General features: G+C 65.3%; 20 protein-coding genes and 1 tRNA gene. 12 read left to right on the top strand and 9 right to left on the bottom strand.

From position 1 onward, the window contains the following. Positions 1-15: 15 nt before the first annotated feature. A complete protein-coding gene (locus DCN14_RS25530) occupies positions 16-558 on the top strand; it encodes a peptidylprolyl isomerase (RefSeq protein WP_096507271.1) in 543 nt (180 codons plus the stop codon). Here DCN14_RS25530 and DCN14_RS25525 read toward each other — a convergent pair. The 5 genes from DCN14_RS25525 to DCN14_RS25505 form a co-directional block, all read right to left on the bottom strand. After that, the gene (locus DCN14_RS25525; protein WP_096507272.1) at positions 538-1,809 is read right to left on the bottom strand and encodes a hypothetical protein; all 1,272 of its coding nucleotides are present in this window, start codon (positions 1,807-1,809) and stop codon (positions 538-540) included. The two genes, DCN14_RS25530 and DCN14_RS25525, sit on opposite strands and share 21 nt — an antisense overlap. Then, entirely contained in the window at positions 1,790-4,447 is a 2,658-nt protein-coding gene (gene mutS / locus DCN14_RS25520) for a DNA mismatch repair protein MutS (protein ID WP_096507273.1), read from the bottom strand. The genes DCN14_RS25525 and mutS overlap by 20 nt, the downstream gene beginning before the upstream one ends. A 450-nt stretch (positions 4,448-4,897) precedes the next feature. Continuing rightward, complete coding sequence (gene galU / locus DCN14_RS25515; RefSeq protein WP_096507274.1) at positions 4,898-5,782, bottom strand: UTP--glucose-1-phosphate uridylyltransferase GalU; 885 nt, start codon at positions 5,780-5,782, stop codon at positions 4,898-4,900. A gap of 751 nt (positions 5,783-6,533) precedes the next feature. Continuing rightward, positions 6,534-8,156 carry an NAD(P)/FAD-dependent oxidoreductase gene (locus tag DCN14_RS25510; protein ID WP_096507275.1) on the bottom strand — a complete coding sequence of 541 codons (1,623 nt, stop codon included), beginning with the start codon at positions 8,154-8,156 and terminating at the stop codon, positions 6,534-6,536. A 302-nt stretch (positions 8,157-8,458) separates the two neighbouring features. Next, complete coding sequence (locus tag DCN14_RS25505; protein WP_096507276.1) at positions 8,459-9,262, bottom strand: inositol monophosphatase family protein; 804 nt, start codon at positions 9,260-9,262, stop codon at positions 8,459-8,461. A gap of 280 nt (positions 9,263-9,542) precedes the next feature. On the opposite strand from DCN14_RS25505, the gene DCN14_RS25500 reads away from it, so the two are divergent. Together DCN14_RS25500 and cysE are read left to right on the top strand one after the other, a co-directional pair. After that, positions 9,543-10,367 (top strand): RNA methyltransferase, encoded by an 825-nt coding sequence (locus DCN14_RS25500; protein ID WP_096507277.1) that lies wholly within the window; start codon positions 9,543-9,545, stop codon positions 10,365-10,367. A gap of 299 nt (positions 10,368-10,666) precedes the next feature. Beyond that, positions 10,667-11,440 (top strand): serine O-acetyltransferase, encoded by a 774-nt coding sequence (gene cysE / locus DCN14_RS25495; RefSeq protein ID WP_096507278.1) that lies wholly within the window; start codon positions 10,667-10,669, stop codon positions 11,438-11,440. 35 nt (positions 11,441-11,475) lie between these two features. On the opposite strand, the gene DCN14_RS25490 is transcribed toward cysE, so the two are convergent. The 4 genes from DCN14_RS25490 to DCN14_RS25475 all read right to left on the bottom strand — a co-directional run bounded on the left by DCN14_RS25490 (position 11,476) and on the right by DCN14_RS25475 (position 14,217). Beyond that, complete coding sequence (locus tag DCN14_RS25490; protein ID WP_096507279.1) at positions 11,476-12,276, bottom strand: UDP-2,3-diacylglucosamine diphosphatase; 801 nt, start codon at positions 12,274-12,276, stop codon at positions 11,476-11,478. 23 nt (positions 12,277-12,299) lie between these two features. Continuing rightward, positions 12,300-12,791, bottom strand: coding sequence for a peptidylprolyl isomerase (locus DCN14_RS25485; protein WP_011352518.1), 492 nt, complete (start codon positions 12,789-12,791; stop codon positions 12,300-12,302). A gap of 88 nt (positions 12,792-12,879) precedes the next feature. Continuing rightward, positions 12,880-13,455, bottom strand: a complete 576-nt coding sequence (locus tag DCN14_RS25480; RefSeq protein WP_096507280.1) for a peptidylprolyl isomerase — start codon at positions 13,453-13,455, stop codon at positions 12,880-12,882. 39 nt (positions 13,456-13,494) lie between these two features. Beyond that, positions 13,495-14,217 carry a tetratricopeptide repeat protein gene (locus DCN14_RS25475; protein WP_162826242.1) on the bottom strand — a complete coding sequence of 241 codons (723 nt, stop codon included), beginning with the start codon at positions 14,215-14,217 and terminating at the stop codon, positions 13,495-13,497. Positions 14,218-14,451: 234 nt separating this feature from the next. On the opposite strand from DCN14_RS25475, the gene cysS reads away from it, so the two are divergent. The 9 genes from cysS to cyoA all read left to right on the top strand — a co-directional run bounded on the left by cysS (position 14,452) and on the right by cyoA (position 25,790). Beyond that, positions 14,452-15,849, top strand: coding sequence for a cysteine--tRNA ligase (gene cysS / locus DCN14_RS25465; protein WP_096507282.1), 1,398 nt, complete (start codon positions 14,452-14,454; stop codon positions 15,847-15,849). A 43-nt stretch (positions 15,850-15,892) separates the two neighbouring features. Beyond that, on the top strand, positions 15,893-16,759 hold the full coding sequence (locus DCN14_RS25460) for a DNA-3-methyladenine glycosylase (protein WP_096507283.1): 867 nt from the start codon (positions 15,893-15,895) through the stop codon (positions 16,757-16,759). Positions 16,760-16,862: 103 nt separating this feature from the next. Further along, positions 16,863-17,834, top strand: coding sequence for an acetyl-CoA carboxylase carboxyltransferase subunit alpha (locus DCN14_RS25455; protein WP_006478433.1), 972 nt, complete (start codon positions 16,863-16,865; stop codon positions 17,832-17,834). A gap of 43 nt (positions 17,835-17,877) precedes the next feature. After that, complete coding sequence (tilS, locus tag DCN14_RS25450) at positions 17,878-19,284, top strand: tRNA lysidine(34) synthetase TilS (RefSeq protein WP_096507284.1); 1,407 nt, start codon at positions 17,878-17,880, stop codon at positions 19,282-19,284. Between the two features lie 342 nt (positions 19,285-19,626). Further along, complete coding sequence (locus tag DCN14_RS25445; RefSeq protein WP_059450411.1) at positions 19,627-20,880, top strand: aspartate kinase; 1,254 nt, start codon at positions 19,627-19,629, stop codon at positions 20,878-20,880. Positions 20,881-20,990: 110 nt separating this feature from the next. Further along, a tRNA-Ser gene (locus DCN14_RS25440) sits at positions 20,991-21,084 on the top strand. Between the two features lie 185 nt (positions 21,085-21,269). After that, complete coding sequence (locus DCN14_RS25435; RefSeq protein WP_096507285.1) at positions 21,270-22,643, top strand: hypothetical protein; 1,374 nt, start codon at positions 21,270-21,272, stop codon at positions 22,641-22,643. A 460-nt stretch (positions 22,644-23,103) separates the two neighbouring features. Beyond that, positions 23,104-24,633 carry an NADH-quinone oxidoreductase subunit M gene (locus DCN14_RS25430; RefSeq protein WP_096507286.1) on the top strand — a complete coding sequence of 510 codons (1,530 nt, stop codon included), beginning with the start codon at positions 23,104-23,106 and terminating at the stop codon, positions 24,631-24,633. A gap of 269 nt (positions 24,634-24,902) precedes the next feature. Next, entirely contained in the window at positions 24,903-25,790 is an 888-nt protein-coding gene (cyoA, locus tag DCN14_RS25425; protein WP_096507336.1) for a ubiquinol oxidase subunit II, read from the top strand. The last annotated feature ends 2 nt before the right edge of the window (positions 25,791-25,792 follow it).

Raw genomic sequence — 25,792 nt, 5'->3', positions numbered from 1 at the left:
ATTTGGGAGAATTGGATGAAAATCGCAAAAAACACCGTCGTATCGGTCACTTACAAGCTGTCGGATGCACAAGGCAATCTGATCGAGGAAAGCGACGAGCCGATGATCTATCTGCACGGCGGCTATGATGGCACGTTCCCCAAGATCGAGGAACAGCTCGACGGCCAGGAGCCGGGTTACCAGGCGCAGGTTCAGCTCGAACCGCAGGACGCATTCGGCGACTACGATCCCGAACTCGTGAAGATCGAGCCGCGCGATCGTTTTCCCGAGCCGCTCGAAGTGGGCATGCAGTTCGAAGGCACGCCGGAAGACGGCGACGAGGAAGTCGATTCGCTGATCTACACGGTCACCGACATCGCCGAAGACAAAGTCGTGCTCGACGGCAACCACCCGCTCGCGGGCATGGCGCTGCGCTTTGCGCTCACCGTGAAGGACGTGCGCGAAGCGACCGAAGACGAGATCGAGCATGAGCACGCGCACGGCGCGGAAGGGCTGGAAATCGTCGACGAGGACGAAGACGAGGACGGCGACGCGCCGTCAGGGCGTACCCTGCACTGAACTGTCCGGCAGGCCCGGCGCCGGCCCTGAAGCAGGGGGCGGCGCGGGCCACGACGCACCGCCCGGCATCGTGCCGTCGCCTTGCAGCGGCGGCGCGACCGACGACGAGTCGGGCAGGGCCGGCAACGCCGGAATTTCCGGCATCTGGGGCAGCGGGACATCGTCGCGCGGCACGAGCGGCAGCGCGGGCGGGATCGGCAGGTTCTTCGGCACGTCGTGCAGGCTCACGTTGAAGATGGTCTGCCGGGCCGGCGAGATGCTCACCTTCACCCATTGATTCGCTGGATGACGCGGTCCGATCGCGACGCGCGTCACATTGCCCACCAGCGCACCGTCGTCCGCATGCAGCGGGCGATCGATCAGGAATCCGTTCGCGAGCGGTTCGCTGCTTGCGTGCATTACCAGTATCGGGCCGCGGAATGCCGCTGCCGCCTTCACCAGCGTTCGTTTCAGTTCACGGAAGCCGTCGCGCACGCGCGGCCGGTTGAAACGCAGCCATGCAAACCGTTCCGCGCGGTCGTAGCGATCGAACTGCGGATCGCCTTCGAAAATCACCACCATCGCACGCGCTTCGCGCCGCTTCGCATATTCGGCCGCATGGTCGATCCAGAAATCGTTCGCGATGATGCGGTCTTCGAATTCGCCGTTGCGGCCGCCGGCGGTCAGGAAGTGGTTGTTCGGTGCCGGTGCGTTCAGCGCGACGTAGACGACGTCGTCGTGCATCCAGCGTGCGTTCTCGCGATACGGCCGGAATCGGGCAACCTCGCTTTCGCGCGTGATCGGCAGTGCGCCGGTGTCGGGCAGCGCTGCATCGGCGAGCAGTGTCTGACGGAGGAAGTCCAGTCGCTCGACGGGATCGTAGCTGCCGCCTGCCGCGGTGTTGCACGTCACCCAGTCGTCGTGGCCGGGGATGAACACGAGCGGCACGCGCGACGCGTCCAGGATCGCGCCGCGCTGCATATAGAGCGAGTCGCGGCACGCTTCCTGCGCGCCCTTGATGTCGCCTGCATAGACGACGAAGGCCAGGTTGCGCTCGCGCGCGATCGATTCGAGCAGTCGTTGCGCCGCCGGCTCGTCGGCGGGCACGCTGATGACACCCGAGATGACCGCGAACGAATAGGGCGGGGCCGCGCGCTTGGGTGGCGCGGCCTGTGCGCCGGCCTGCGCCAGCAGGAGCGCGGCCGCGGCGAGCGCGGCGACGACGCGGGCCGGCCGGCCCGACGGGAGGCGTTTAGGCGTGCCCGTCGGCATCGTGCGAACGGACCAGCGTGCGCAGTTCGTACAGCAGGTCGAGGGCGTCGCGCGGCTTGAGATCGTCGGGATCGATGTCGCGCAGCCTTTCGAGTGCCGGATGCGGGATGTCGGACGGCGCCGGCGCATCCGCGCATTCGAATTCGTCGGCTGCCGCCGGCGGCGCGCTGAACAGGTCGAGCTGCGGCGTGTGCTGCGTGGCCGACTGCTGTTCGAGATACGCGAGATGCTTGCGCGCGGCGCGAATCACGGGTGCCGGAACGCCCGCGAGCTGCGCAACCTGCAGCCCGTAGCTCTGGTTCGCCGGCCCTTCGTTGACTGCGTGCAGGAACACGATGCCATGACCGTGCTCGACGGCAGACAGGTGGACGTTGGCCGCTTGCGGGAATTCGGCCGGCAGTTGCGTCAGCTCGAAGTAGTGCGTCGCGAACAGCGTGTAGCAGCCGTTTTGCGCGAGCAGATGGCGCGCGATGGCCCATGCGAGTGCGAGGCCGTCGAACGTCGACGTGCCGCGGCCGATTTCGTCCATCAGCACGAGGCTTTGCGGCGTCGCGTCGTTGAGGATCGCCGCGGCTTCGGTCATCTCGACCATGAACGTCGAGCGGCCGCCGGCGAGGTCGTCGGCCGCGCCGATTCGCGTGAAGATGCGGTCGATCGGGCCGAAGCATGCCGATTTCGCGGGCACGTAGCTGCCGACATACGCCATCAGCGCGATCAGCGCGGTTTGCCGCATGAACGTCGACTTACCGCCCATGTTCGGGCCGGTGATCAGCAGCAGCTTGCGTTCGGTGCCGAACCGGCAGTCGTTCGCGATGAACTGCTCGACCTGCGCTTCCACGACCGGGTGACGCCCCTGTTCGATCTCGATGCCGATTTCGTCGGTGAAGGTGGGCGCGACCCAGTCGAGCGTGCGGGCGCGCTCGGCGAACGCGGCGAGCACGTCGAGCTCCGCGAGTGCCGACGCGACGCGCTGGCACTCGGGAATGAACGGCAGCAACGCCTGCAGCACGCCGTCGTACAGCGCGCGTTCGCGTGCCAGCGCACGTTCCTGGGCGGACAGCGCCTTGTCCTCGAAGGTCTTCAGTTCGGGCGTGATGTAGCGCTCGGCGTTCTTCAGCGTCTGGCGACGGCGATAGTCGTCGGGCACCTTGTCGGTCTGGCCGCGCGTGACCTCGATGTAGAAGCCGTGCACCTTGTTGTATTCGACCCGCAGGTTCGCGATGCCGGTGCGCGTGCGCTCGCGTGCCTCGAGATCGATCAGGAACTGTCCGCAGTTCTCTGAAATGTCGCGCAGCTCGTCGAGTTCCGCATCGTAGCCGCGTGCGATCACGCCGCCGTCACGCACCATTGCGGCCGGCTCGGGCGCGATCGCGCTCGTCAGCAGGTCGAGGCATTCGGCGGGCGGCGCGAGCGCCGCGTCGACGCGCGTGAGCGCATCCGCGTTCGCGACGATCGCGCTGATGCGCTCGCGCAATGCCGGCAGGGCCGCGAACGTGTCGCGCAGGCTCGACAGGTCGCGCGGCCGCGCGGACAGCAGGGCCAGGCGCCCGGTGATCCGCTCGACGTCCGCGATCTGGCGCAGCGCGCTGCGCAGTGCATCCAGGCTCGCGTTCGCGGGTGCTTCGAGCAGCGCGCCGATCGCCTGCTGGCGCGACTGCGCGGCGACCGACGCACGCGGCGGATGATGCAGCCAGTGACGCAGCAGGCGGCTGCCCATCGTCGTGCAGCAGGTGTCGAGCAGCGAATACAGCGTCGGCGATTCGGTGCCGCGCAGCGTTTCGGTCAGTTCGAGGTTGCGGCGCGTTGCCGGATCGAGGCCGATGTATTCCGTTTCGTTCTCGACCTTCAGGCTGCGCACGTGACGCAGCTGCTGACCTTGCGTCGCGGCCGCGTACAGCAACAGCGCGCCCGCCGCGCCGCATGCGCTCGTCAGCGAATGCGCGCCGAAACCGTCGAGGCCGGCGACGTCGAGCTGGTCGCACAGACGCTGCGTGCCCGAGGCGATGTCGAAGTGCCACGCGGGTACGCGCTTGATCGCACCGGCGCTTGCCGGCACGGCGTCGGTCGCGCCGTCCGCCGTCAGGATTTCGGCCGGCCGGATGCGTTCGAGTGCGGCGCCGAGCTGGTCGGGTTCGATTTCGGCGAGCCGCAGTGCGCCGCTCGCGAGGTTCAGCCAGGCGAGGCCGATATTGATCGCGATGCCGCGCTTGTTGTGACCGGAGCACATCGCGAGCAGATAGACGTCGTTCTTGTCGGACAGCAGCGCGGCATCGGTCAGCGTGCCGGGCGTGACGACGCGCACGACCTTGCGCTCGACCGGCCCTTTCGACGTGGCCGGGTCGCCGATCTGCTCGCAGATCGCGACCGATTCGCCCATCTTCACGAGCTTCGCCAGATACTGCTCGACCGCGTGATGCGGGACGCCGGCCATCTTGATCGGCGTGCCGGCCGATGCGCCGCGCTGCGTGAGGGTCAGGTCGAGCAGGCGCGCGGCTTTCTCCGCGTCGTCGAAGAACAGCTCGTAGAAGTCGCCCATCCGGTAGAAGACGAGCGTGTCAGGATGATCGGCCTTGATGCGCAGATACTGCTGCATCATCGGAGTGTGGCCTGCAAAGGCCTCGGGCGACAGCGTGGTCATAGATCCGGCGTAAAGTTGTTGCTTGAGTTGCCCGAGTTTACCAGTGGCTCCGGTCGTTACGGCCGATGTTCGCCAATCGGACAGTTTCGGTCCGCGATTCGAAGCTCGTCTTTATCTTTTTCAACCGCTCGCTGCAGGGGCCTGCGGACGGCGGCGCCCCAGGAATCCGAGGTGCGGGGACAGATGTAACGGACGCTGAGCGTGCCGGGCGACGCAACGGACGAGCGGACCCGCATTCAGCACGCCGACGCCGGGATCGTCGTCGAAGGCCTGCTTCATTGCGTCATGCATTGAAGAGACGGACACGCGGGCAGACCGAAGCGCAGCGGCAGGTGGCGTAGCGAGCCGCACACCGATCGAAACCGACGGCGGCGCGGTGACTCCGATGTCCCGGCAATCGAGAACGCGGGACGCATCCCGAACGCCGGCGGCATCGAATCAGTCTTCAGGTCATTCCGCCGGCGTCGCGTGCGCCCGTGCAGCCAGATACGCGGTGAAATCATTCCCGACCTCGGGATGGCGGAGCGCGAAATCGACCGTCGCTTTCAGGTAGCCGAGCTTGCTGCCGCAATCGTATCGGGTGCCGGCGTACCGATAGGCGAGAACCTGCTCTTCTGCGAGCAACGCCTGAATCCCGTCCGTCAATTGAAGCTCGCCACCCGCGCCGGGTTTCAGTCCGCGCAGATGTTTGAAAATCCGCGGTTTGAGAATATAGCGGCCGACGACGCCGAGATTGGACGGTGCGACATCGGGTGCCGGTTTTTCGACGATTCCGGACATCTTGATGATCGACTCTTCCCATTCTTTACCGTCGACCACCCCATACGATTTCGTATCGGACGGCGGGATTTCTTCGACGCCGATAACCGAGCTATGGTAATGATCGAACACATCGACCATTTGCTTCATGACGGGCGGTTCACCGTCGAGCAGGTCGTCGGCCAGAATGACGGCGAATGGATGATCGCCGACGAGCTTTTCAGCGCAGAGCACCGCATGTCCGAGCCCGAGTGCTTCGGGCTGTCGTACGTAAAAGCAGTCCACGTTGCGCGGCTTGATGCTGCGCACGAGATTCAGCAGTTTTTCTTTGCCGCGGGCTTCGAGTTCTGCTTCGACCTCGTACGATTTATCGAAATGATCTTCGATGGCACGCTTGCTTCGGCCCGTGACAAAGATCATTTCGGTGATCCCGGCGGCGATCGCTTCCTCGACGGCGTACTGAATCAGCGGTTTATCGACGACGGGCAGCATTTCTTTGGGGCTGGCCTTGGTTGCCGGCAGAAAGCGTGTGCCTAAACCGGCTACGGGGAAAACTGCTTTCGTTACTCTTAGCATTGCATTTTCCTGATAGGAGTCGTCGCGGCTCCGGACGAATTACCGAAGCAGTGCGTCCGACCGTCTTTCGTCCACCCGAATGAATGGTCTGTCGGGTTTTATTATGGATCGGGATTTTCAACCGGCACGCGAATGCCGCGCCAACGGAAACGGGAGTCTACTGAAGCGTCGCGCTATTGAAAAGCCGGGAGGTAACTTGGCTGGATCAAACGGGTATCGGAATCCACCTGTTCTGCGATGACCATTCAATAACATCCGGTCGTCATGAAAAGACGCAGGTATCGCCCGGATTTTCTTGCGGGAGCGCGGGCGCCGCATGACCACCGCGGCAACGAATACCTGCAAGGCGGTCGCGCCCGGAGCGCCACCACATCGCCGTGCCCGATCGCCGCGTGCGCGCGTTATCGAGGTCGTGGCAGGCAGGCGCGAACGCGCTCGAGGTTCAACTGCGGAGGGGGCATCGTGCGCGGTGATGACCGGGCGGTCGTCTGGTGCGCAAACCGGGAGGAGGGTGTTTGCAGCCGGAGGAATGGCCATGGAGGCGAGTGCGGCCCGGCGCGGGAAGATCAGCAACGGCGCGGTCGGCTTTGCGTTTCAGCTCGCTGCCTTCCGATGGCTTTAACGAGGTGGCCGCTACGCGCGGCTCGTCTGGACAGGGTGGCGCCGCGCGAGCGCCCCATGTTGCGTTGTCAGGTTCGGCTCGGCACACGAATCTTCGTGTGCCGAGCCTTTCCGGCAACTTTCCGGCAACTCAGGACGTGTGCGTCGCCATCAGGTCGAGCGCCACGGCCTGCGCGACTTCGATACCGTCGATGGCCGCCGAATAGATGCCGCCCGCATAGCCCGCGCCTTCGCCGGCCGGATAGAGCCCTGCGGTGTTCACGCTCTGGTAGTCGTCCTTGCGGCGAATCCGGATCGGTGACGACGTGCGCGTCTCCACGCCGGTGAGCACGGCATCGTGCATCGCGAAGCCGGCGATCTTCTTGTCGATCTGCGGGAGCGCTTCGCGAATGGCTTCGATCACGTAGTCGGGAAGTGCGGTGCTGAGGTCGGTCGGGTGCACGCCGGGTTTGTACGACGGCACCACGGAGCCCAGCGACGTCGACGGCCGGCCCGCGATGAAATCGCCGACCAGTTGCCCCGGTGCGCTGTAGTCGCCGCCGCCGAGTTCGAACGCGCGTTCTTCCCATTTGCGCTGGAACGCGATGCCCGCCAACGGCCCGCCCGGATAGTCTTCCGGCGTGATGCCGACGACGATACCCGCGTTCGCGTTGCGCTCGGCGCGGGAATACTGGCTCATCCCGTTGGTGACCACGCGGCCCGGCTCGGAGGTCGCCGCGACCACCGTGCCGCCGGGGCACATGCAGAAGCTGTAGACGGCCCGTCCGTTGCTGCAGTGGTGGACGACCTTGTAGTCGGCCGCACCGAGTTGCTTGTGGCCCGCAAACTTGCCGAAGCGGCTGCGATCGATCAGCCCTTGCGGATGTTCGATCCGGAAGCCGAGCGAAAACGGCTTCGCTTCGACGTAGACGCCGCGATCGTGCAGCATCTGGAACGTGTCGCGCGCGCTGTGGCCGACGGCCAGCACCACATGGTCGCACCGCAGCGTTTCGCCGTTCGACAGCTTGAGCGCGCGTACCTTGCCCTGATCGATTTCGATGTCCTCGACCCGGGTTTCGAAGCGTACTTCACCGCCCAGTTCGTGGATGGTGGCGCGCATTTTTTCCACCATGCTGACGAGGCGGAACGTGCCGATGTGCGGCCGGCTCAGATACAGGATGTCCTCCGGCGCGCCGGCCTTGACGAATTCGTCGAGCACCTTGCGGCCGTAGTGGTTCGGATCCTTGATCTGGCTGTACAGCTTGCCGTCGGAGAACGTGCCGGCGCCGCCTTCGCCGAACTGCACGTTGGACTCGGGGTTGAGCACGCTCTTGCGCCACAGGCCGAAGGTGTCCTTGGTGCGTTCGCGCACGGCCTTGCCGCGTTCGAGGATGATCGGGCGAAAGCCCATCTGCGCGAGGATCAGCCCTGCAAAGAGGCCGCACGGCCCCATGCCGATGACGACCGGGCGCAGGAAGTCGCCGTGCTCGGGGGCTTGCGCGACGAAGTGGTACGCCATGTCGGGCGTCACGCCGCAATGCGGCGTGCCGGCGAGTCGCGGGAGCACGGCCGCTTCGTCCTTGACTTCGACATCGACGATATACGTGAGCTTGATGTCGGAGCGCTTGCGCGCATCGTGCGCGCGGCGAAACACCGTGTAACGGAGGAGCCCGTCCGCCGCCACGCCGAGTTCCGCGAGGCGCGCGCGAATCGCGGCTTCAAGGGCGCTTTCGGGGTGGTCGAGAGGGAGTTTAAGTTCGCTTAGCCGTAACATGAGTATTCGGATACGGTTGCCACGACGTCGTGGCGGTGTTGAGACGGGTGGGGGGCGGCATGCCGATGGCGGCGTGGTGCGCCGCGCGCGCATTCCGCAGACGACCCGGTTGGTGCCGGGAAACGCTCGGCGGGTTGCAGCACAGACGACGCGCGCAATGTCAGGATAGGCGCCTGAAGCGGTTCTTGCGCGGGGAACATGCGTTATCCCTCGGCGCAATCGAACGGCGGCAGACGCTCCATCATGACGGTACCGGCGAGTGGTTCGCGCAAAAGCCGCACCGTACGGGTGCGGCTCAAGGCTTACTCCGCTGCCGGGTGCAGGCGGCTGTAGCGGTTCAGGATCGGGATCATCTGCGCGTAGATCTTCGGGTTCGCCGCGACGATCTCATGGCGATGCAGGAAATCGGCGTCGCCCGTGTAGTTGCCGACGAGGCCGCCGGCCTCGGTGATCAGCAGGCTGCCCGCTGCCATGTCCCACACGTTGATGCCTTGCTCGAAGAATGCGTCGAGACGGCCGGCCGCAACGTTCGCGAGGTCGAGCGCCGCGGCGCCCGGGCGGCGCAGGCCCGTGCATGCTTGCGTCATTTCGGTGAACAGGCGCGCATAGGCGTCGAGGCCGTCTTTTTCGCGGAACGGGAAGCCCGTGCCGACCAGCGCGTCCGACAGGCGGTCGCGGCGGCCGACGCGGATGCGGCGGTCGTTCAGGTAGGCGCCGCGGCCGCGGGTGGCCGTAAACAGGTCGTTCTTGTTCGGATCGTAGACGACGGCCTGCGTGACGACGCCTTTATGCTCGAGCGCGATCGATACGCAGTAGTACGGGAAGCCGTGGATGAAGTTGGTCGTGCCGTCGAGCGGATCGATGATCCACTTGAATTCGGATTCGTTCTCCGATTCGCCCGATTCTTCCGCGAGGATCGCGTGGTCGGGGTAGGCGGTCTTCAGCGTCTCGATGATCGCCTCTTCGGCGGCCTTGTCCACTTCGGTGACGAAGTCGTTCTGCTGCTTCTTGCGGATCTCGATCAGGTCGAGATCGAGGGAGGCGCGATTGATGATCTGTCCGGCGCGGCGCGCAGCCTTGACAGCAATGTTGAGCATGGGATGCATGAGCCTGAATCCTGTAGCCGGCGGCACGAGCCGCCACGAAGTGGGACAACCCGCCCGGAACGGCGCAAACGTGCCTGGCGAGATGAGACGCAAATTGACAAAGAGCGGGGTACGACCCGCGCCGCACGAGGTGCGACGCGTAAACGCATGATTTTACCCGATTTTCGAGAGTTTCAGGTGACCGGAATGCGGGGAAACCCCACTGTCCGTCCGGACGAGTGGGTTTGCCGGGGCGATGGCGATACCATACTGCCATTCCGATGAACCGAGCCGTATCGTAGTGGAAACTCCGCAGAACACCGCCGCGCCGTCCGAATCGGGCGCGGCCACCTCCCCGCCGCCGTCGGGCGGTTTCACGTCCACCCGCTTCGTGCTCGTCGAGCCGAGCCATCCCGGCAATGTCGGGGCGGCCGCCCGCGCGCTGAAGACGATGGGTTTCTCGCGGCTCGTGCTGGTCGCGCCGCGCGTGCCGCACGTACAAAGCGACCCCGAGGCGATCGCGATGGCGAGCGGCGCGGACGACGTCCTCGCGTCCGCGCATGTCGTGCCCACGCTTGGCGACGCGCTGTCCGGCGTCCACTGGTCGATTGCGCTGACCGCCCGCACGCGCGAATACGGGCCGCCGCGCCTTGCGCCGCGCGCGGCCGCGGAGCAGGCGTGCATGCAGGTCGGCACCGGCGACATCGCGCTCGTGTTCGGCAACGAGCGCACGGGTCTCGCGAACGAGCACGTCGAGCAGTGCAGCGTACTCGCGCATATCCCGGCGAACCCGGCCTACAGTTCGCTGAATCTCGCGCAGGCCATCCAGGTGCTCGCGTACGAGCTGCGCGTCGCGCTCCTGGGGCAGCACGGCGAGTCGTCGCACCCGGCGCAGGCCGAGGTCGGCACACTCGCGCAGAGCGACGAGATCGAGCGGATGTACGCGCATCTCGAGAACGCGCTGATCGCGCTCGATTTCCTCGACCCGCGCAACCCGAAGAAGCTGATGCCGCGGCTGCGGCGGCTGTTTTCGCGCACGGGCCTCGAGCGCGAGGAGGTCAACATCCTGCGCGGCATCGCGAAGCACATCCTGCTGAAATCCGGCACGCCCGACGGCGATGCTTGAGCGGTCGGCGCGCTGAATGCCGGACGCTGCGAACCCGGCGTTCCGGCCCGCAGCGATCGTGCCGTATCGGTCGTCCGGCGGTGCCGGTCCGGCGCGCGCCGGTTCGCCGCTCGATCCGGGAAGGCCGTCACCGCAAGCGTCCGGCGCCAATACCCGCGCCGGCGGCGGGGTGAACGCGCGGTGCTGTGCGGCCGCGCGCGACTGGCCCTACAATCGCCGAACGTCATAAGCAAATTACCCGGCGCGATAACGGCCGGCCATCGCCGGCGGGGCACGCCGGCCTTTTCCCCGATCAGATCATGTTCACTAGACTGCGCGAAGACGTTGCGACGATTCGCGAGCGGGATCCCGCCGCTCGCAGTGCCTGGGAAGTGCTGACCTGTTATCCGGGGCTGCACGCGCTCGTCCTGCATCGTTTCGCGCACGCGTGCTGGCGCGCGAAGCGCTACTGGCTCGGGCGCTTCGCGTCGCAGGCCGGACGTTTCCTGACCGGTATCGAGATCCATCCGGGCGCAACGATCGGCCGGCGCGTGTTCATCGATCACGGGATGGGTGTCGTGATCGGCGAGACGGCGATCATCGGCGACGACTGCACGATCTACCAGGGCGTGACGCTCGGCGGCACGTCGCTCACACGCGGCGCGAAGCGCCATCCGACGCTCGAGGCCGGCGTGATCGTCGGCGCGGGCGCGAAGGTGCTCGGCGGTTTCACGGTCGGCGCGGGCGCGAAGATCGGTTCGAACGCAGTCGTCGTGAAGCCGGTGCCGGCGGGCGGCACGGCGGTCGGCAATCCGGCGCGCATCGTGATGCCGGCTCAGCCGAAGCCGCAGCCGGAGCGTGCTGCGTTCTGCGCATACGGGATCACGCCGAACGCCGACGATCCGATGTCGCTCGCGATTCACGGCCTGATCGATCATGCGGCGAAGGAAAGCCGGCGCGTCGACGAAATCGTCGCGGCGCTCGAGCAACTCGGCACGCATCTGGAAACGCTGCAGGGTGCGGATGCGGCGCGTCTGGACCTGCGCCGGTTGTCGGCGGTGCTGGAAGGCAAGACGGTCGAGCGCCAGTCGTAAGCGCATGCCGGCGGTGGCCGGCGGCGCGGTTTGCGTCAGTCGAGCGGCATCGCGTGGATGCCTTCCGCGTCGACGCGCAGATAGCCGCCGCGCGGCATGCCGTGGTCGAGATCCCAGTCGGGCAGCACCCAGCGAATTCCGCCCGGTTCGACGTGCCGCGCAGGGCGGTGCGTATGGCCGTGGATGATCACGCTCGCCCGGCTTTTCCGGAACAGGGCGGCAACGCCTTCACGCGTGACGTCGTAGACCGGCGAAGCGGGGCGCATCCGGCCCGCTTCGCTGTTCGAGCGCATCCGCTGCGCGAGTGCGCGGCGCCAGCGGAACGGCCATGCGAGAAACAGCCATTGCGCGACGCGATTGCGGGCGAACCGCCGGAACACCTGATAGCCGCGATCGGCCGTGCATTGCGCATCGCCATGGGCGAGCACGATGCGCTGGCCGAATGCCGTGATCAGCGCCGGATCGGGTAGCAGCATCGCGCCGGCTGCCTTCATGAAGCGCCGGCCGAGCAGGAAATCGCGGTTGCCGTGCATCACGTAGAGTGCGATCCCGCGCTCCGAGAACGTATGCATCAGCGCGGCCATGCGTGCCGCGAACGGATCGTCGTCGAGTATGTCGTCGCCGATCCAGTATTCGAACAGGTCGCCGAGGATGAACACCGAATCGGCGCTGTCGGCTGTGTATTTCACGAAATGCTCGAACGCGGCGACCGTCTTCGGAATCGCTTCGCTCAGGTGCAGATCGGAGAGAAACAGGAACGGGCGTGCGGCTTGCGCGTATTCGCGCTCGCCAGGCACGCCCGCGGAGACGCTTCGCGGCGGACTCTCCTGCAACATCGAAGTGCCTCCGTTACCGCGCGTCAGACCACGACGGCCTTTTCGATCACGACGTCGTCGGCCGGCACGTCCTGATGGAAGCCCGCGTTGCCCGTCTTGACGCCCTTGATCTTGTCGACCACGTCCTGACCTTCGACGACCTTGCCGAACACGGCGTAGCCCCAGCCCTGCGGCGTCGGCGACGAGTGGTTCAGGAAGTCGTTGTCGTTCACGTTGATGAAGAATTGCGCGGTGGCCGAATGCGGATCGTTCGTGCGCGCCATTGCAACCGTGTAGTTGTCGTTCTTCAGGCCGTTGTTCGCTTCGTTGTCGATCGGCGCATCGGTCGGCTTCTGCTTCAGGCCCGGCTCGAAGCCGCCGCCCTGGATCATGAAGCCGTTGATTACGCGGTGGAACACCGTGCCGTCGTAGTGGCCTTTCTTCACGTAGTTCAGGAAGTTCTCGACCGTCTTCGGTGCCTTCGCGGCGTCGAGCTCGAGCTTGATCACGCCGTGGTTCGTGTGCAGTTCAACCATGATGGATTCCTTCGGTAAGGCGGTTTAAATGGCACGCGGCCGGTCGTGCGACGCGGCCGCGTGTGGCGCCGGACGTGCCGGCAGGTGCTTATTTCGAGACGACGCTGGCCGATTCGATCACGACCGGCTGGGCCGGCACGTCCTGCATCGGGCCGCGCGAGGTCGTCGCGACGCCTTCGATCTTCTTCACGACGTCGAGGCCCGACACGACCTTGCCGAACACCGCATAGCCGTTGCCGTCCGGGTTCGGGTAGTCGAGGCCGCTGTTGTCGACCGTGTTGATGAAGAACTGCGCGGTGGCCGAATTCGGATCGCTCGTGCGTGCCATCGCGATCGTGCCGGTCAGGTTCTTCAGACCATTGCGGCTTTCCAGCGGGATCGGCGCGCGGGTCGGCTTCTCGTCGAAGTTGGTCTTGTAGCCGCCGCCCTGGATCATGAAGCCCTTGATCACGCGATGGAAGATCGTGCCGTTGTACTGGCCGGCCTTCACGTAATCGAGGAAGTTGGCGACCGTCTTCGGCGCCTTCTCCGGGTAGAGCTCGACGCGGATGTCGCCCTGCGAGGTCTTCAGCTGCACGACGGGGTGCGCGGTAGCCGATTGCGCGAACGCGGGCGCGGTCGCGAGAAGGGCGGCGCCGCCAAGCGCCAGCAACAGACGTTTCATTGCGATCCTCAGGTTGGGAGGGAAGAAAGGTTGCGCCGCTTACTGCGACGGCGCGACGTACGGCGCCGCCAGCGCCCCCGACGGCCCGTTGAACTGGAACGTCGGCGACATCGGCAGCGTGGTGGTGCTCACGTTCGCGGCCGCGCGGTCGGTGTACTCGCGCGTTGCCGGCGTGACGGCGCGCGCGTTCGCGGCGGACTTCGGCGGCGATACGATCTTCTGCAGATCGGCGAGGCGCTGGGCCGTCGCGCCGCTCGTATGGCCGAGCGCTTGCGCGCGCTTGTACGATTCGGCCGCGAGGCGCAGGTACAGGTCGCCGAGGTTCTCGTACGCGAGCGTGTAGCTCGGGTTCGATTGCGTCGCGGTGACGAGCGCGCTGCGCGCTTCGTCGTAGCGCCCGTGCTTCGCGTAGAGCGCCGCGAGGTTGTTGTAGGGTTCGGGCAGTTCGGGGTACGCCTGCGTGATCGCGACGAATTGCTGGATCGCGTCGTCATCGCGGTTCAGGCGCGCGAGCACGGTGCCGCGCTTGAACTGCGCCTGCACGTCGTGCGGGTTCGCCGCGATACGGGCGTCGAGTTGCGCGAGCGCCTGTTTCCACTGCTTGCCGGCGATCGATGCGTCGATTTCAGGGGTGCCGTCGGCGACGGCCGGGGCCTTTTGCGCATGCGCCGCAGGGGCTGCGAAAAGCGCCAGCGCGACGCCCATGACGGCGGTCGCAACGAGGGTCGCAGCGCTCGGCGCGCGGCCGCGATGAGGTTTCATAGGCGTAAATCGGAATGTTATACTCCGAGCCATTCTAACAAAACGTCTGCGCGTTCCGGCGAGCCGCAGACAGTCTTTCTTTGCCTCTCGTGGCCGTCACCGCTGTGCTTGCAGCCTGACCGCCCCATGTGATATCGAGGACGCGCGGCGTCGTGCCGCAGCAGGTGGTCCGTCCGTTTCGCATGCTGGGCGAGCTTCGCCAGGGCGGTTTCCTTCGGCTCACGGTTCATCTCTATGGAATCACTGCGCATCTACAACACGCTCGCGCGTGACAAGCAAGTTTTCGTGCCGCGCCATTCCGGCGAAGTGCGGATGTACGTATGCGGGATCACCGTCTACGACTATTGTCACGTGGGCCACGCGCGCATGCTGGTCGTGTTCGATCTCGTCCAGCGCTGGTTGCGTGCGATCGGCTATCGGGTCACGTACGTGCGCAACATCACCGACATCGACGACAAGATCATCCGCCGCGCGGTCGAGAACGGCGAGACGATCAAGTCGCTGACCGACCGGTTCATCGGCGCGATGCACGAGGATGAAGCCGCGCTCGGCATCCAGCGGCCCGACATCGAGCCGCGCGCGACGCAGTTCATTCCGCAGATGCTCGGGATGATCGAGCAGCTCGAGACGAACGGCTACGCGTATCAGGCGGGCGACGGCGACGTCAATTATTCGGTGCGCAAGTTCGCGAACTACGGGAAGTTGTCGGGCAAGTCGCTCGACGATCTGCGCGCGGGCGAACGCGTCGCCGCGAACGACGCGAAGGAAGATCCGCTCGATTTCGTGCTGTGGAAGCGTGCGAAAGCCGGGGATCCGGAAGGCGCGTCGTGGGCGTCGAAGTACGGGATGGGCAGGCCGGGCTGGCACATCGAGTGCTCGGCGATGGGCTGCACGCTGCTCGGCGAGCATTTCGACATTCACGGCGGCGGGCAGGATCTGCAATTCCCGCACCACGAGAACGAGATTGCGCAGAGCGAAGGCGCGACCGGCACGACGTTCGTCAATTACTGGATGCACAACGGCTTCGTGCAGGTCGACAACGAGAAGATGTCGAAATCGCTCGGCAACTTCTTCACGATCCGCGAAGTGCTCGAGCGGTACGACGCCGAGGTCATGCGCTTTTTCATCGTACGCACGCACTACCGGTCGCCGCTCAACTACAGCGACGTGCATCTCGACGATGCGCGCGCGTCGCTCACGCGCCTGTACACGGCGCTGAAGGACGTCGAGCCCGACGCGCTCGCGCTCGACTGGAACGAGCCGCATGCGCAGCGTTTCTCGGCCGCGATGAACGACGACATCAACACGCCGGTCGCAGTGGCGACGCTGTTCGAGCTGGCGGGCGAAGTCAACCGCACGCGCGATGCGTCGCTCGCGCGGCAACTGAAACAACTCGCGGGCCTGCTGGGCCTGCTTGGCCGCGAACCGCGCGCGTTCCTGCAGCAGGGCGCCGGCGCCGCGCAGGCGGGCGGGCTCGCAGCCGACGAGATCGAAGCGAAGATCGCCGCGCGCGTCGCGGCGAAACAAGCGAAGGACTATGCCGAAGCGGACCGGATTCGGGCGGAACTGCTCGAGGCCGGGATCGCTCTTGAAGACAAACCGGGCGGATCGACCGAATGGCGTCGCGTATGAGCGCGGTGCGTTCCACTGACCGATCCGTCAGGTAGGAGGCAAGATGGCAACGGCCAGAAAAGCGCCGGTCAGGCGCGCGACTCCGGTCGCCGCGCGTCCGGCAGCCAAGCGCGCGCCAGCGGCGAAGGCGGACGCGACGCGCGCCGTGCCGAACGGCGCGCTCAACGGTCATGCGAAGCCCGCCCGCGCGAAAGGCGCGGATGCGGTGCAGCCGGAAGCGGCGATGGCGGCCGCCGACGCGGCCCGCAAGACGCGTGCGTCCGAGGCGGCAGCCGACGGCGTCGATGGCGTCGTGCGTCCCGCATACTGGGACAAGGCGTGCGCCGATCTCGTCAAGCGCGACCGGATCATGAAGAAGCTGATTCCGAAGTTCGGTCCCGCGCATCTCGTGAAGCGCGGCGATCCGTTCGTCACGCTCGCGCGTTCGGTCGTCGGCCAGCAGATCTCGGTGCCGTCCGCACAGGCGCTGTGGGCGCGCATCGAGGATGCGTGTCCGAAACTCGCACCGCAGCCGGTCATCCGGCTCGGCGCGGACAAGCTGATTGCGTGCGGGTTGTCCAAGCGCAAGACGGAATACATTCTCGATCTCGCGCAACACTTCGTGTCCGGCGCGCTGCATGTCGACAAATGGACGTCGATGGACGACGAGGACGTGATCGCGGAACTCACGCAGATCCGCGGCATCAGCCGCTGGACGGCCGAGATGTTCCTGATCTTCAACCTGTCGCGGCCGGACGTGCTGCCGCTCGACGATCCGGGCCTGATCCGCGCGATCAGCGTCAATTACTTCAGCGGAGAACCCGTCACGCGCAGCGAGGCGCGGGAAGTGGCCGCCAACTGGGAGCCGTGGCGCACCGTCGCGACCTGGTACATGTGGCGCAGCCTCGACGCGCCTGACGCCGACGCCTGATTGACGGCTATCGGGTTTTAAACATCAATAGTTGAGAACCGGTCTTGCGTATCGTCTGCGCGGGTAGAATACGCGCTGCCGCAAGACCCAAGGATTCGAACACATGAAGACCACGTTTCTGGATTTCGAACAGCCGATCGCCGAACTCGAGGCCAAGATCGAAGAGCTGCGATTCGTGCAGGACGACTCGGCTGTCGATATTTCGGAAGAAATCGAGCGGCTGTCGAAGAAAAGCCAGCAACTGACGAAAGACCTCTACGCGAATCTGTCGCCGTGGCAGGTTTCGCAGATCGCGCGGCATCCGCAGCGTCCGTACACGCTCGATTACGTTGCGGAACTGTTTACCGATTTTCACGAGCTGCATGGCGACCGCGCGTTCGCGGACGACCTGTCGATCGTCGGCGGTCTCGCGCGTTTCGGCGGCCACCCGTGCATGGTGATCGGCCATCAGAAGGGCCGCGACACGAAGGAGCGCGCTGCGCGCAACTTCGGGATGCCGCGTCCGGAAGGCTATCGCAAGGCCGAACGCCTGATGCGTCTCGCCGAGAAGTTCGGGCTGCCGATCTTCACGTTCGTCGACACGCCGGGCGCGTACCCGGGCATCGGCGCGGAAGAGCGCGGCCAGTCGGAAGCGATCGGCCGCAACCTGTACGTGATGGCCGAACTGAAGACGCCGATCATCACGACCGTGATCGGCGAGGGCGGTTCGGGCGGCGCGCTCGCGATCGCCGTGGCCGACACCGTGATGATGCTGCAGTTCTCGACCTATTCGGTGATCTCGCCGGAAGGCTGCGCGTCGATTCTGTGGAAGAGCGCCGCGAAGGCGCCCGAAGCCGCGGAAGCGCTGGGCCTGACCGCGCATCGACTGAAGGCGCTCGGCCTGATCGACAAGATCATCAACGAGCCGCTCGGCGGCGCGCATCGCGATCCGAAGGGCATGGCCGCGCTGCTGCGTCGCGCGCTTGCCGATTCGCTGCGTCAGTTCCAGGGCATGAGCATCGATGCGTTGCGCGAGCGTCGCTTCGAGCGCCTGATGGCCTACGGCAAGTTCAAGGAAACCACGCCCGGCGCATGACCGGCGTGCTCGCATCGCGCGCCGTGCGGCGCGCGCTTCTCTCGTGATCCCCCCGACCGAATTCTCCGCCGACCGCGTCGTACTCGATGCGGTCGGCGTTGCGCTTTCCGACGTCCCGCCCGATGCACGTATCGCGATCGCGTACAGCGGCGGCCTCGACTCGACGGTGCTGCTCGACGCGGCCGTGCGCGTCGCGGGCGCTGCGCGTTGCGTGGCGCTGCATGTGCATCACGGCCTGAGCGAGAACGCCGACGCATGGGTCGCGCACGCGCAAGCGACGGCCGACCGGCTCGGCGTCGCGTTCGACGCGGAGCGCGTCGACGTGCCGCGCGACAGCGGCCTCGGTATCGAGGCGACGGCGCGCGAGCGTCGTTACGCGGTGCTCGACGCGATGTGCGAACGTCACGGCACGGTCGCGCTATGGGTCGCGCAGCATGCGGACGACCAGGCCGAGACGGTGCTGCTGCAGTTGCTGCGCGGCGCGGGGATCGCCGGTCTGGCCGCGATGGCGCCGTGCTACCGCCCGGAAGGTACTCGCGTCGAGCGCGTGCGCCCGCTGCTGCGATTGTTGCGCGCGCAACTGGAGCGTTATGCGGCGCAGCGCGAGCTCACATGGATCGACGACGAATCGAACGGCGACACGCGTTATGCGCGCAATGCGCTGCGTATCGACGTGCTGCCGGCGCTTGCCGTGCATTTTCCGGGCTTTCGCGATGCGCTGGGCCGCGCGGCCCAGCATGCGGCCGCCGCGCAGCGGCTGCTCGACGATCTGGCCGAACTGGATTTCGCGACCGCCGCGCGCGACGACGGACGCGCGCTGTCGCGCGATGCGCTGGTCGCGTTCGACGACACGCGCGGCGCGAACCTGCTGCGTTTCTGGATGCGCCGGCTCGGCTTGCCGGGTGCGTCCGCCGGCCGGCTCGCGAACATGATGCGGCAGTTGCGGGCCGCGCACGATGCGCATGCGTTGCGTGTCGATCATGCGGGCCAGTGCCTGCGGCTGTATCGCGATGTCGTGTACTGGGAGGCGGGCGACAGTGCCGAGCCGGCCGATGACGGCACCGGGACGCCGCATCCGGAATCGGTGCTCGGCTGGGACGGACAGGAAATCTGGCGCCTGCCGGCGTGGCGCGGCACGTTCGTGTTCGCGCCGGCCGAAGCCGGCAGCGACGGCGCGGTGCCGGAGGCGCTGCTGCGCGCCGCGGCGCTCGCCGCGCGTGCCCGCGCGGGCGGCGAGCGGATGCGTACGTCGCCCGGCGGCCCGGGCCGCACGTTGAAGAACCTGTTCCAGGAGCGCGGCGTGCCGGCATGGCAGCGCGACGTGCCGCTGCTGTTCGCGGGCGACCGGCTCGTCTACGTGCCGCGGCTCGGCGTCAATCACGGCGACGGGTTGTCCGGCGGCGGGGCGTGGCGCCGGATCGAGTGGCGTCCCGACCTGCTGATCGCGTAGCCGCGGCAGGTTTCCGGCGGCGCGCTCGCTCGCCGGTTTTCACCATTTGGTAAACAGCGCCGGAACGCCCGCCGGCGCGGCGAGCGGCTTGTCAAGCGGGCGTCTATCGGGTACGCTCGGTCGTTTGCTCGGCTCGATTTTTGAGCGATTTGTGCAGGTTTTCCGCGTGACGTACCCGGTTTGCGCGGCCTGATCGGCCTTCCGGGCAAAATCCGTCACGCTTGCGTGTTGCGTCCCAGCCGTCCCCCTCGTCGTCCGTCCACAGCCACAAGCCGCGTGACCGAACGGCAACGCGGCCTGTCCAGCGCGCCCGTGCGGTTTCTCCTCCAGTTCAGAACGACAATGGCACTCATCGTACACAAATACGGCGGCACTTCGATGGGCTCGGTCGAGCGCATCAAGAACGTCGCGAAACGCGTCGCAAAATGGCATCAGGCCGGGCACCAGATGGTGGTCGTGCCGTCCGCGATGTCCGGCGAAACCAACCGTCTGCTCGGTCTCGCGAAAGAGATTTCGAGCCAGCCGAGCCCGCGTGAGCTCGACATGATCGCATCGACCGGCGAGCAGGTCAGCGTCGGCCTGCTGTCGATCGCGCTGCAGGAAATCGGCGTCGAAGCCGTGAGCTATGCAGGCTGGCAAGTGCCGATCAAGACGGACAGCGCTTTCACGAAGGCGCGTATCCACTCGATCGACGACGAACGCGTGAAGGCCGATCTGAACGCAGGCAAGGTCGTGATCATCACGGGCTTCCAGGGTGTCGATCCGGACGGCCACATCACGACGCTGGGCCGTGGCGGCTCGGATACGTCGGCGGTGGCGGTGGCGGCCGCGCTGGGTGCCGAAGAGTGCCTGATCTACACGGACGTCGACGGCGTCTACACGACCGATCCGCGCGTGGTCGAAGAGGCGCGACGCCTCGATCGCGTGACGTTCGAGGAAATGCTGGAAATGGCCAGCCTCGGCTCGAAGGTCCTGCAGATCCGCTCGGTCGAATTCGCCGGCAAATACCAGGTGAAGACGCGTGTGCTGTCGAGCCTGACCGATCCGCTGATTGCGCTCGACGAAGAAATGCGCTCGGGCACCCTGATTACTTTTGAAGAAGACGAGACCATGGAAAAGGCAGTCATTTCCGGCATCGCGTTCCAGCGCGACGAAGCACGCATTGCTGTGATGGGCGTGCCCGACAAGCCCGGCATCGCGTATCAGATCCTCGGCCCGGTCGCCGACGCGAACGTCGATGTCGACATGATCATCCAGAACCAGAGCGTCGAAGGGAAGACGGACTTCACGTTCACGGTCGGTCGCGGCGACTACCAGAAGGCGATGGACATCCTGACCAACCAGGTGCAGGGCCATGTGAGCGCCGAGCGCGTGCAGGGCGACCCGAAGGTGTCGAAGGTGTCGGTCGTCGGCGTCGGCATGCGTTCGCACGTGGGCGTCGCGAGCAAGATGTTCCGCACGCTGTCGGAAGAGGGCATCAACATCCAGATGATCTCGACGTCCGAAATCAAGATTTCGGTGCTGATTGACGAGAAATACATGGAGCTGGCCGTCCGCGCACTGCACAAGGCATTCGAGCTCGATCAGGCAGCGTGAATTTTTTGTGATGCATTGAAGAAAGTGCATCACGGAAATTGACGACCGGTTCGAAACCCTATATTATCTCGTTCTCGTCGCACTGCCTCCCTGGTGCGAGCGAAAGTTTGGGAGACGTGGCCGAGAGGTCGAAGGCACTCCCCTGCTAAGGGAGCATCTGGGCCAAAACCTGGATCGAGGGTTCGAATCCCTCCGTCTCCGCCAAAAGCGGTGACAAAGCCCCGCAAGTTCTCGGACTTGCGGGGCTTTTTCTTTTCCCCCTTCGTTTTTTGGACTCACCGATCGGCGCGCACTGGGTCCGGACAGCCAAGCAATGCTCGACTTGAGCGACGCACATGCGCTAAATAGGCGTATCGCCCGTCGCGCCCCAAGCTGGAGTCCTGGCACGCATGCATTCCGTACTGACTTTTCTTTCTCATCGACCCGTCGACGGGCTCGTTGCCAACCACGAGCGTTACGCAGGATGCCACGGCTACCGGCATGCGATCGTCGACGGCATGCATGTGTACGGCGAGCGCCAGCAGGTGCTGCACAAGTACCACGCGATCGTCGCGCAACTCGTCGCGATGGAGCAGGGGGCGTTGCTGCTCGTGCTCGATCCGTTCTCGGTCGTATTCGGCCAGCATGCGCTGCCGGATGTCGCGAACGGTTACGACGCGATCGTCACGACGCAGACGCCGCAATCGCCGCTACCCGCGGCAAGCGGCATGATCTTTCGCAACGTGCCCGACGTGCGCGAGCGCTTGCGCAAGCTCGCGGTCGAACTGGGCGAGTGGGCGATGCGCCTGCCGGCGCGGCGACACGCATGCGAAGCGACGCTGCTTGCCGCGCATTTTCCGCCGCTGCCGTTCGATCAGCCGCTCGCGAGCGGCTATTTCGCGTCGGCCCAAACGGTGTGGGCCGATGCGTATGCGATCGATGCCGTCGTCGTCGCAGACCCGCTCGTCGCGCACCATGCGCCCGAATGGCGGCAGACGGACGGCGAGTGGGCGCCGCCGCCCGACTACGACTTTCGCTACGTGGTCGCACTCGTCGACGATGCGGCGCGGGCCCGGCGCGGCGAGCAGCCGCGCGCGATGGACGACTGGCGTGCCGCGCAGCAGCGGCCGCGCGAGCCGGCGCGACACGTGAATCCGCATGCGCGCATTGCGTTCGTGAGCCTGCACACGTCGCACATCGCCGGTTACGGCGATCTGCACGAGGAGAACTTCGTGCGCTACTGCACGCGCCACGGCTATGCGTACCATGCGTATCGCGAGCCGCCGGCGTTCCTGCCGGCCGGCATCGACGCGAACTGGGCGAAGCTGCATCTGATTCGCGAACATCTGCCGGATCATGCGTTCGTGTTCTGGGTCGACGCGGACATCCTCGCGATCGACCAGAGTCAGCCGGTCGACGGTGTGATCGACGGCCGCGATTTCGTGATCGGCACCGACCATACGGCCTGGGCGATCAACTCGTGCATGATCGGCGTGCGCAATGTCGCGCCGATGCGCGAACTGGTCGAGCGCATGTGCGCGCGTATCGAGAGCTTCGACGATCGATCGTCCGTCTACGCGAGCGGCGGCGATCAGCAGGCCATCTATGTCGAGTTGCTGCGGGCGGGCATGATCGACGCGCGCTATATCGTCGACGCGATCACGCTCGCGACTTCGCCGGTTTATGCCACGCGCGACAGTCGCTTCGTTCATTTCCCCGCGCAACACAACCACTACCGCGCGGTGGCGATGCGCATATGGGACCGGTTGAGTCATCAGCTCTAGCCGGAAGGGCTGCGACGCGCGCGGTATCGCGCGCCTTCAGTGGGTATTTTGATGACGGGAAAATGTAAGTTAAATGAAAGTACTAATGTAAGATTCATGCCGGACGCGCCCACCGTTCCGGGCATCCTGTTCAGGCACGCCAAAACAGCGGTCTGACGTCAAAAATGCGGCATCGCACCGATTCTTGGGTGTCACGGCTTCTGATAATACAAAAAATTACGTATAAAAATCAGCTGGTTGTGAGTGCGCCGAAGAACTAGAGTCTGTTGCGATGCAAAATTTCTCCAATCGATTTATCCTCGTTAACCCGATTGCGCTTGAGCCGCGTCAAACTTCGTTCTGACGTTGCTTTACATTTCGCCAACAAGGGTGATTCGCGAAATCTATCTTACGATTTGGTTTCGATTCTTTCGTCCCGCCTGTCCCGATGCAGTGCGCGACCCTCTCTAGGTTTGTTGACATGCATGATTTTCCCTTTCTGAGCCTGGCGATCTGGGCTCCGATCCTGGTCGGCGCGTGCCTGCTACGTGCCGGCAGCGACCATCATCCCAATCGCACGAGGTTGATCGCGCTCATCGGCGCACTGATCGGGCTGGCAGCGGTCGTCCCGCTCGTCGCCGGTTTCGATTCGCATTCGGCTGCGATGCAGTTTGTCGAAACCCGCGACTGGCTTGCGGCATTCAACTCGGGCTGGCGTGTCGGCATCGACGGCGCATCGCTCTGGCTCGTCGTGCTGACCGCATTCACGACGCTCATCGTGGTGATCGCATCGTGGGAATCGATCACGGTTCGCATCGCGCAGTATTACGCGTCGTTCCTGATCCTGTCGGGGTTGATGGTCGGCGTGTTCGTCGCGCAGGACGGGCTGCTGTTCTTCATTTTCTTCGAGGCGACGCTGATTCCGCTGTACCTGCTGATCGGTACGTGGGGCCGCGAGCATCGTGTGTACGCGGCGGTGAAGTTCTTCTTCATCTCGTTCGCGGGTTCGCTGCTGCTGCTGATGGCGATGCTCTACCTGTATGCGAAGTCGCATACGTTCGACATGAACGCATGGCGCACGCTGGAACTCGGCTTCTCGCCGCAGTTGCTGGTGTTCCTCGGCTTCTTCGCCGCGTTCGCGGTCAAGGTGCCGATGTGGCCGGTTCACACGTGGCTGCGCGACGTCTACACGGACGGCCCGACGGGCGCCGCGCTGATGCTCGCGATGCTGAAGCTCGGCGGTTACGGTTTCCTGCGCTTCGCGCTGCCGATCACGCCGGATGCAGCTCACTTCTTCGCGCCGGCCGTGATCGCGCTGTCGCTGTTCGCGATCGTCTACGCGAGCCTGGTCGCGCTCGCGCAGACCGATCTCACCAAGCTGCTCGCGTACTCGACGGTCGCGCACATGGGGATCGTCACGCTCGGCCTGTTCCTGTTCAACCAGATCGGCGTCGCAGGCGCGATCGTGCAACTCGTCTCGTACGGCTTCGTCGCGGGCGCAATGCTGCTGTGCGTAAGCGTGCTGGTCGATCGCACCAAGCAGCGCGAGATCGCCGCATACGGCGGCGTGGCCGGCGTGATGCCGCGCTTCGCGATGTTCGCGGTGCTGTTCGCGATGGCCAACGTCGGCCTGCCGGGCACGTCGGGATTCGTCGGCGAGTTCATGGTCATCATGGGCGCGATCCGTTTCAACTTCTGGATCGGCGCCATCGCGGCGCTCACGCTGATCCTCAGCGCGTCGTACACGCTGTGGATGATCAAGCGCGTCGTGTTCGGCAAGATCGATCACGCACGTGTCGCGAAGCTCTCCGACCTCAGCCGTCGCGAGATCGCGGTGTTCGCATCGTTCGCGCTGATCGTGCTGGGCGTCGGCATCTATCCGAAGCCGTTCACCGATGCAATCGATCCGACCGTCGCGCAACTGATCGAAGACGCCAGCCGCTCGAAGGTGCCGGCAGGGGACGGCATCACGCCGCCGCAGCCGGCCTACATGGCCTCGGCACGCAACTGACCGCAGTGCACCGCGCACGACGGCCGCATCGCACGACGATGCAGTCGTTGCGCGCGCATCCATCGGAGCGGGTGCCGAGCGCACCTGCCCACTTCCGGCTGCGTGAAATTGCCCCGCGACAATCTGTCTCACGGCAGATTTTGCAATGATGATTTTCCGCATCCACCGGTTTTTCATCGTGCTCGCGCGACGTATGATTCGGTCCACTTTCGTGGATCGAATGCGCATCGGGCATACGCTACGGATTCAATGACCCCTCGGGCTGTGTGATGAAAAGAAAAGCTTCAAAAGGCTGGACGGCGCTGATGTCAATCGGCGCGGCGCTGAGCCTGTCAGGCTGTAATTTAGATGTACTAAATCCGAAAGGAAGTGTCGGTGCCGCCGAAAAGGCGCTGATCGCAACCTCCACGTGGGCGATGCTGGTCGTCGTCGTGCCGGTGATTCTGCTCACGCTGTGGTTCGCGTGGCGTTATCGCGCGTCGAATCGCAACGCCGCCTATGCGCCGAACTGGTCGCACTCGACCGCGATCGAAATCGTGATCTGGACGGTGCCGACGCTGATCATCCTGTTCCTCGGCGTGCTCACGTGGAAGACCACGCACGAGCTCGATCCGTACAAGCCGCTCGAATCGTCGGTGAAGCCGATCGACGTCGAGGTCGTCGCGCTCGACTGGAAGTGGCTGTTCATCTATCCGGAACTCGGCATCGCGTCGGTGAACCAGCTCGCGATTCCGGTCGGTACGCCGGTGAACTTCCGCATCACGTCGGATTCGGTGATGAACTCGTTCTTCATTCCGCAGCTCGGCGGCCAGGTCTACGCGATGGCCGGCATGCAGACGCGCCTGCACCTGATCGCCGACGAAGCCGGCGACTACGCGGGCACGTCGGCCAACTTCAGCGGCCGCGGCTTCTCCGACATGAAGTTCCGCACGCTGGCCGAGCCGCGCGAGCAGTTCGATGCCTGGGTGCAGAAGGTCAAGGCATCGCCTGATCGTCTCGACGCGACCGTGTACGGCTCGGTCGCTCAGCCGAGCGAGAAGGCGCCGGTGCGCTACTTCTCGTCGGTCGATCCGCGGCTCTTCCACAACATCATCGCGAAATACAACGATGGCCACGTCCTCGATCTGAAGGACGCCGCCTGCGGCACGAAGGGGTAACG

This window comes from Burkholderia sp. IDO3, assembly GCF_003366075.1.
In the GTDB taxonomy this organism is placed as follows: Bacteria; Pseudomonadota; Gammaproteobacteria; order Burkholderiales; family Burkholderiaceae; genus Burkholderia; species Burkholderia anthina.
The sequence above is the reverse complement of the archived record's forward strand: the minus strand, read 5'-3'. Positions and strand labels throughout refer to the sequence as shown.

Coding starts and splice junctions, on each gene's coding strand:
- DCN14_RS25530 (WP_096507271.1), top strand. CDS start 16: ATGAAAATCGCAAAAAACACCGTCGTATCGGTCACTTACAAGCTGTCG.
- DCN14_RS25525 (WP_096507272.1), bottom strand. CDS start 1,809: ATGCCGACGGGCACGCCTAAACGCCTCCCGTCGGGCCGGCCGGCCCGC.
- mutS (WP_096507273.1), bottom strand. CDS start 4,447: ATGACCACGCTGTCGCCCGAGGCCTTTGCAGGCCACACTCCGATGATG.
- galU (WP_096507274.1), bottom strand. CDS start 5,782: ATGCTAAGAGTAACGAAAGCAGTTTTCCCCGTAGCCGGTTTAGGCACA.
- DCN14_RS25510 (WP_096507275.1), bottom strand. CDS start 8,156: ATGTTACGGCTAAGCGAACTTAAACTCCCTCTCGACCACCCCGAAAGC.
- DCN14_RS25505 (WP_096507276.1), bottom strand. CDS start 9,262: ATGCATCCCATGCTCAACATTGCTGTCAAGGCTGCGCGCCGCGCCGGA.
- cysE (WP_096507278.1), top strand. CDS start 10,667: ATGTTCACTAGACTGCGCGAAGACGTTGCGACGATTCGCGAGCGGGAT.
- DCN14_RS25490 (WP_096507279.1), bottom strand. CDS start 12,276: ATGTTGCAGGAGAGTCCGCCGCGAAGCGTCTCCGCGGGCGTGCCTGGC.
- DCN14_RS25485 (WP_011352518.1), bottom strand. CDS start 12,791: ATGGTTGAACTGCACACGAACCACGGCGTGATCAAGCTCGAGCTCGAC.
- DCN14_RS25480 (WP_096507280.1), bottom strand. CDS start 13,455: ATGAAACGTCTGTTGCTGGCGCTTGGCGGCGCCGCCCTTCTCGCGACC.
- DCN14_RS25475 (WP_162826242.1), bottom strand. CDS start 14,217: ATGAAACCTCATCGCGGCCGCGCGCCGAGCGCTGCGACCCTCGTTGCG.
- cysS (WP_096507282.1), top strand. CDS start 14,452: ATGGAATCACTGCGCATCTACAACACGCTCGCGCGTGACAAGCAAGTT.
- DCN14_RS25460 (WP_096507283.1), top strand. CDS start 15,893: ATGGCAACGGCCAGAAAAGCGCCGGTCAGGCGCGCGACTCCGGTCGCC.
- DCN14_RS25455 (WP_006478433.1), top strand. CDS start 16,863: ATGAAGACCACGTTTCTGGATTTCGAACAGCCGATCGCCGAACTCGAG.
- DCN14_RS25445 (WP_059450411.1), top strand. CDS start 19,627: ATGGCACTCATCGTACACAAATACGGCGGCACTTCGATGGGCTCGGTC.
- DCN14_RS25435 (WP_096507285.1), top strand. CDS start 21,270: ATGCATTCCGTACTGACTTTTCTTTCTCATCGACCCGTCGACGGGCTC.
- DCN14_RS25430 (WP_096507286.1), top strand. CDS start 23,104: ATGCATGATTTTCCCTTTCTGAGCCTGGCGATCTGGGCTCCGATCCTG.
- cyoA (WP_096507336.1), top strand. CDS start 24,903: ATGAAAAGAAAAGCTTCAAAAGGCTGGACGGCGCTGATGTCAATCGGC.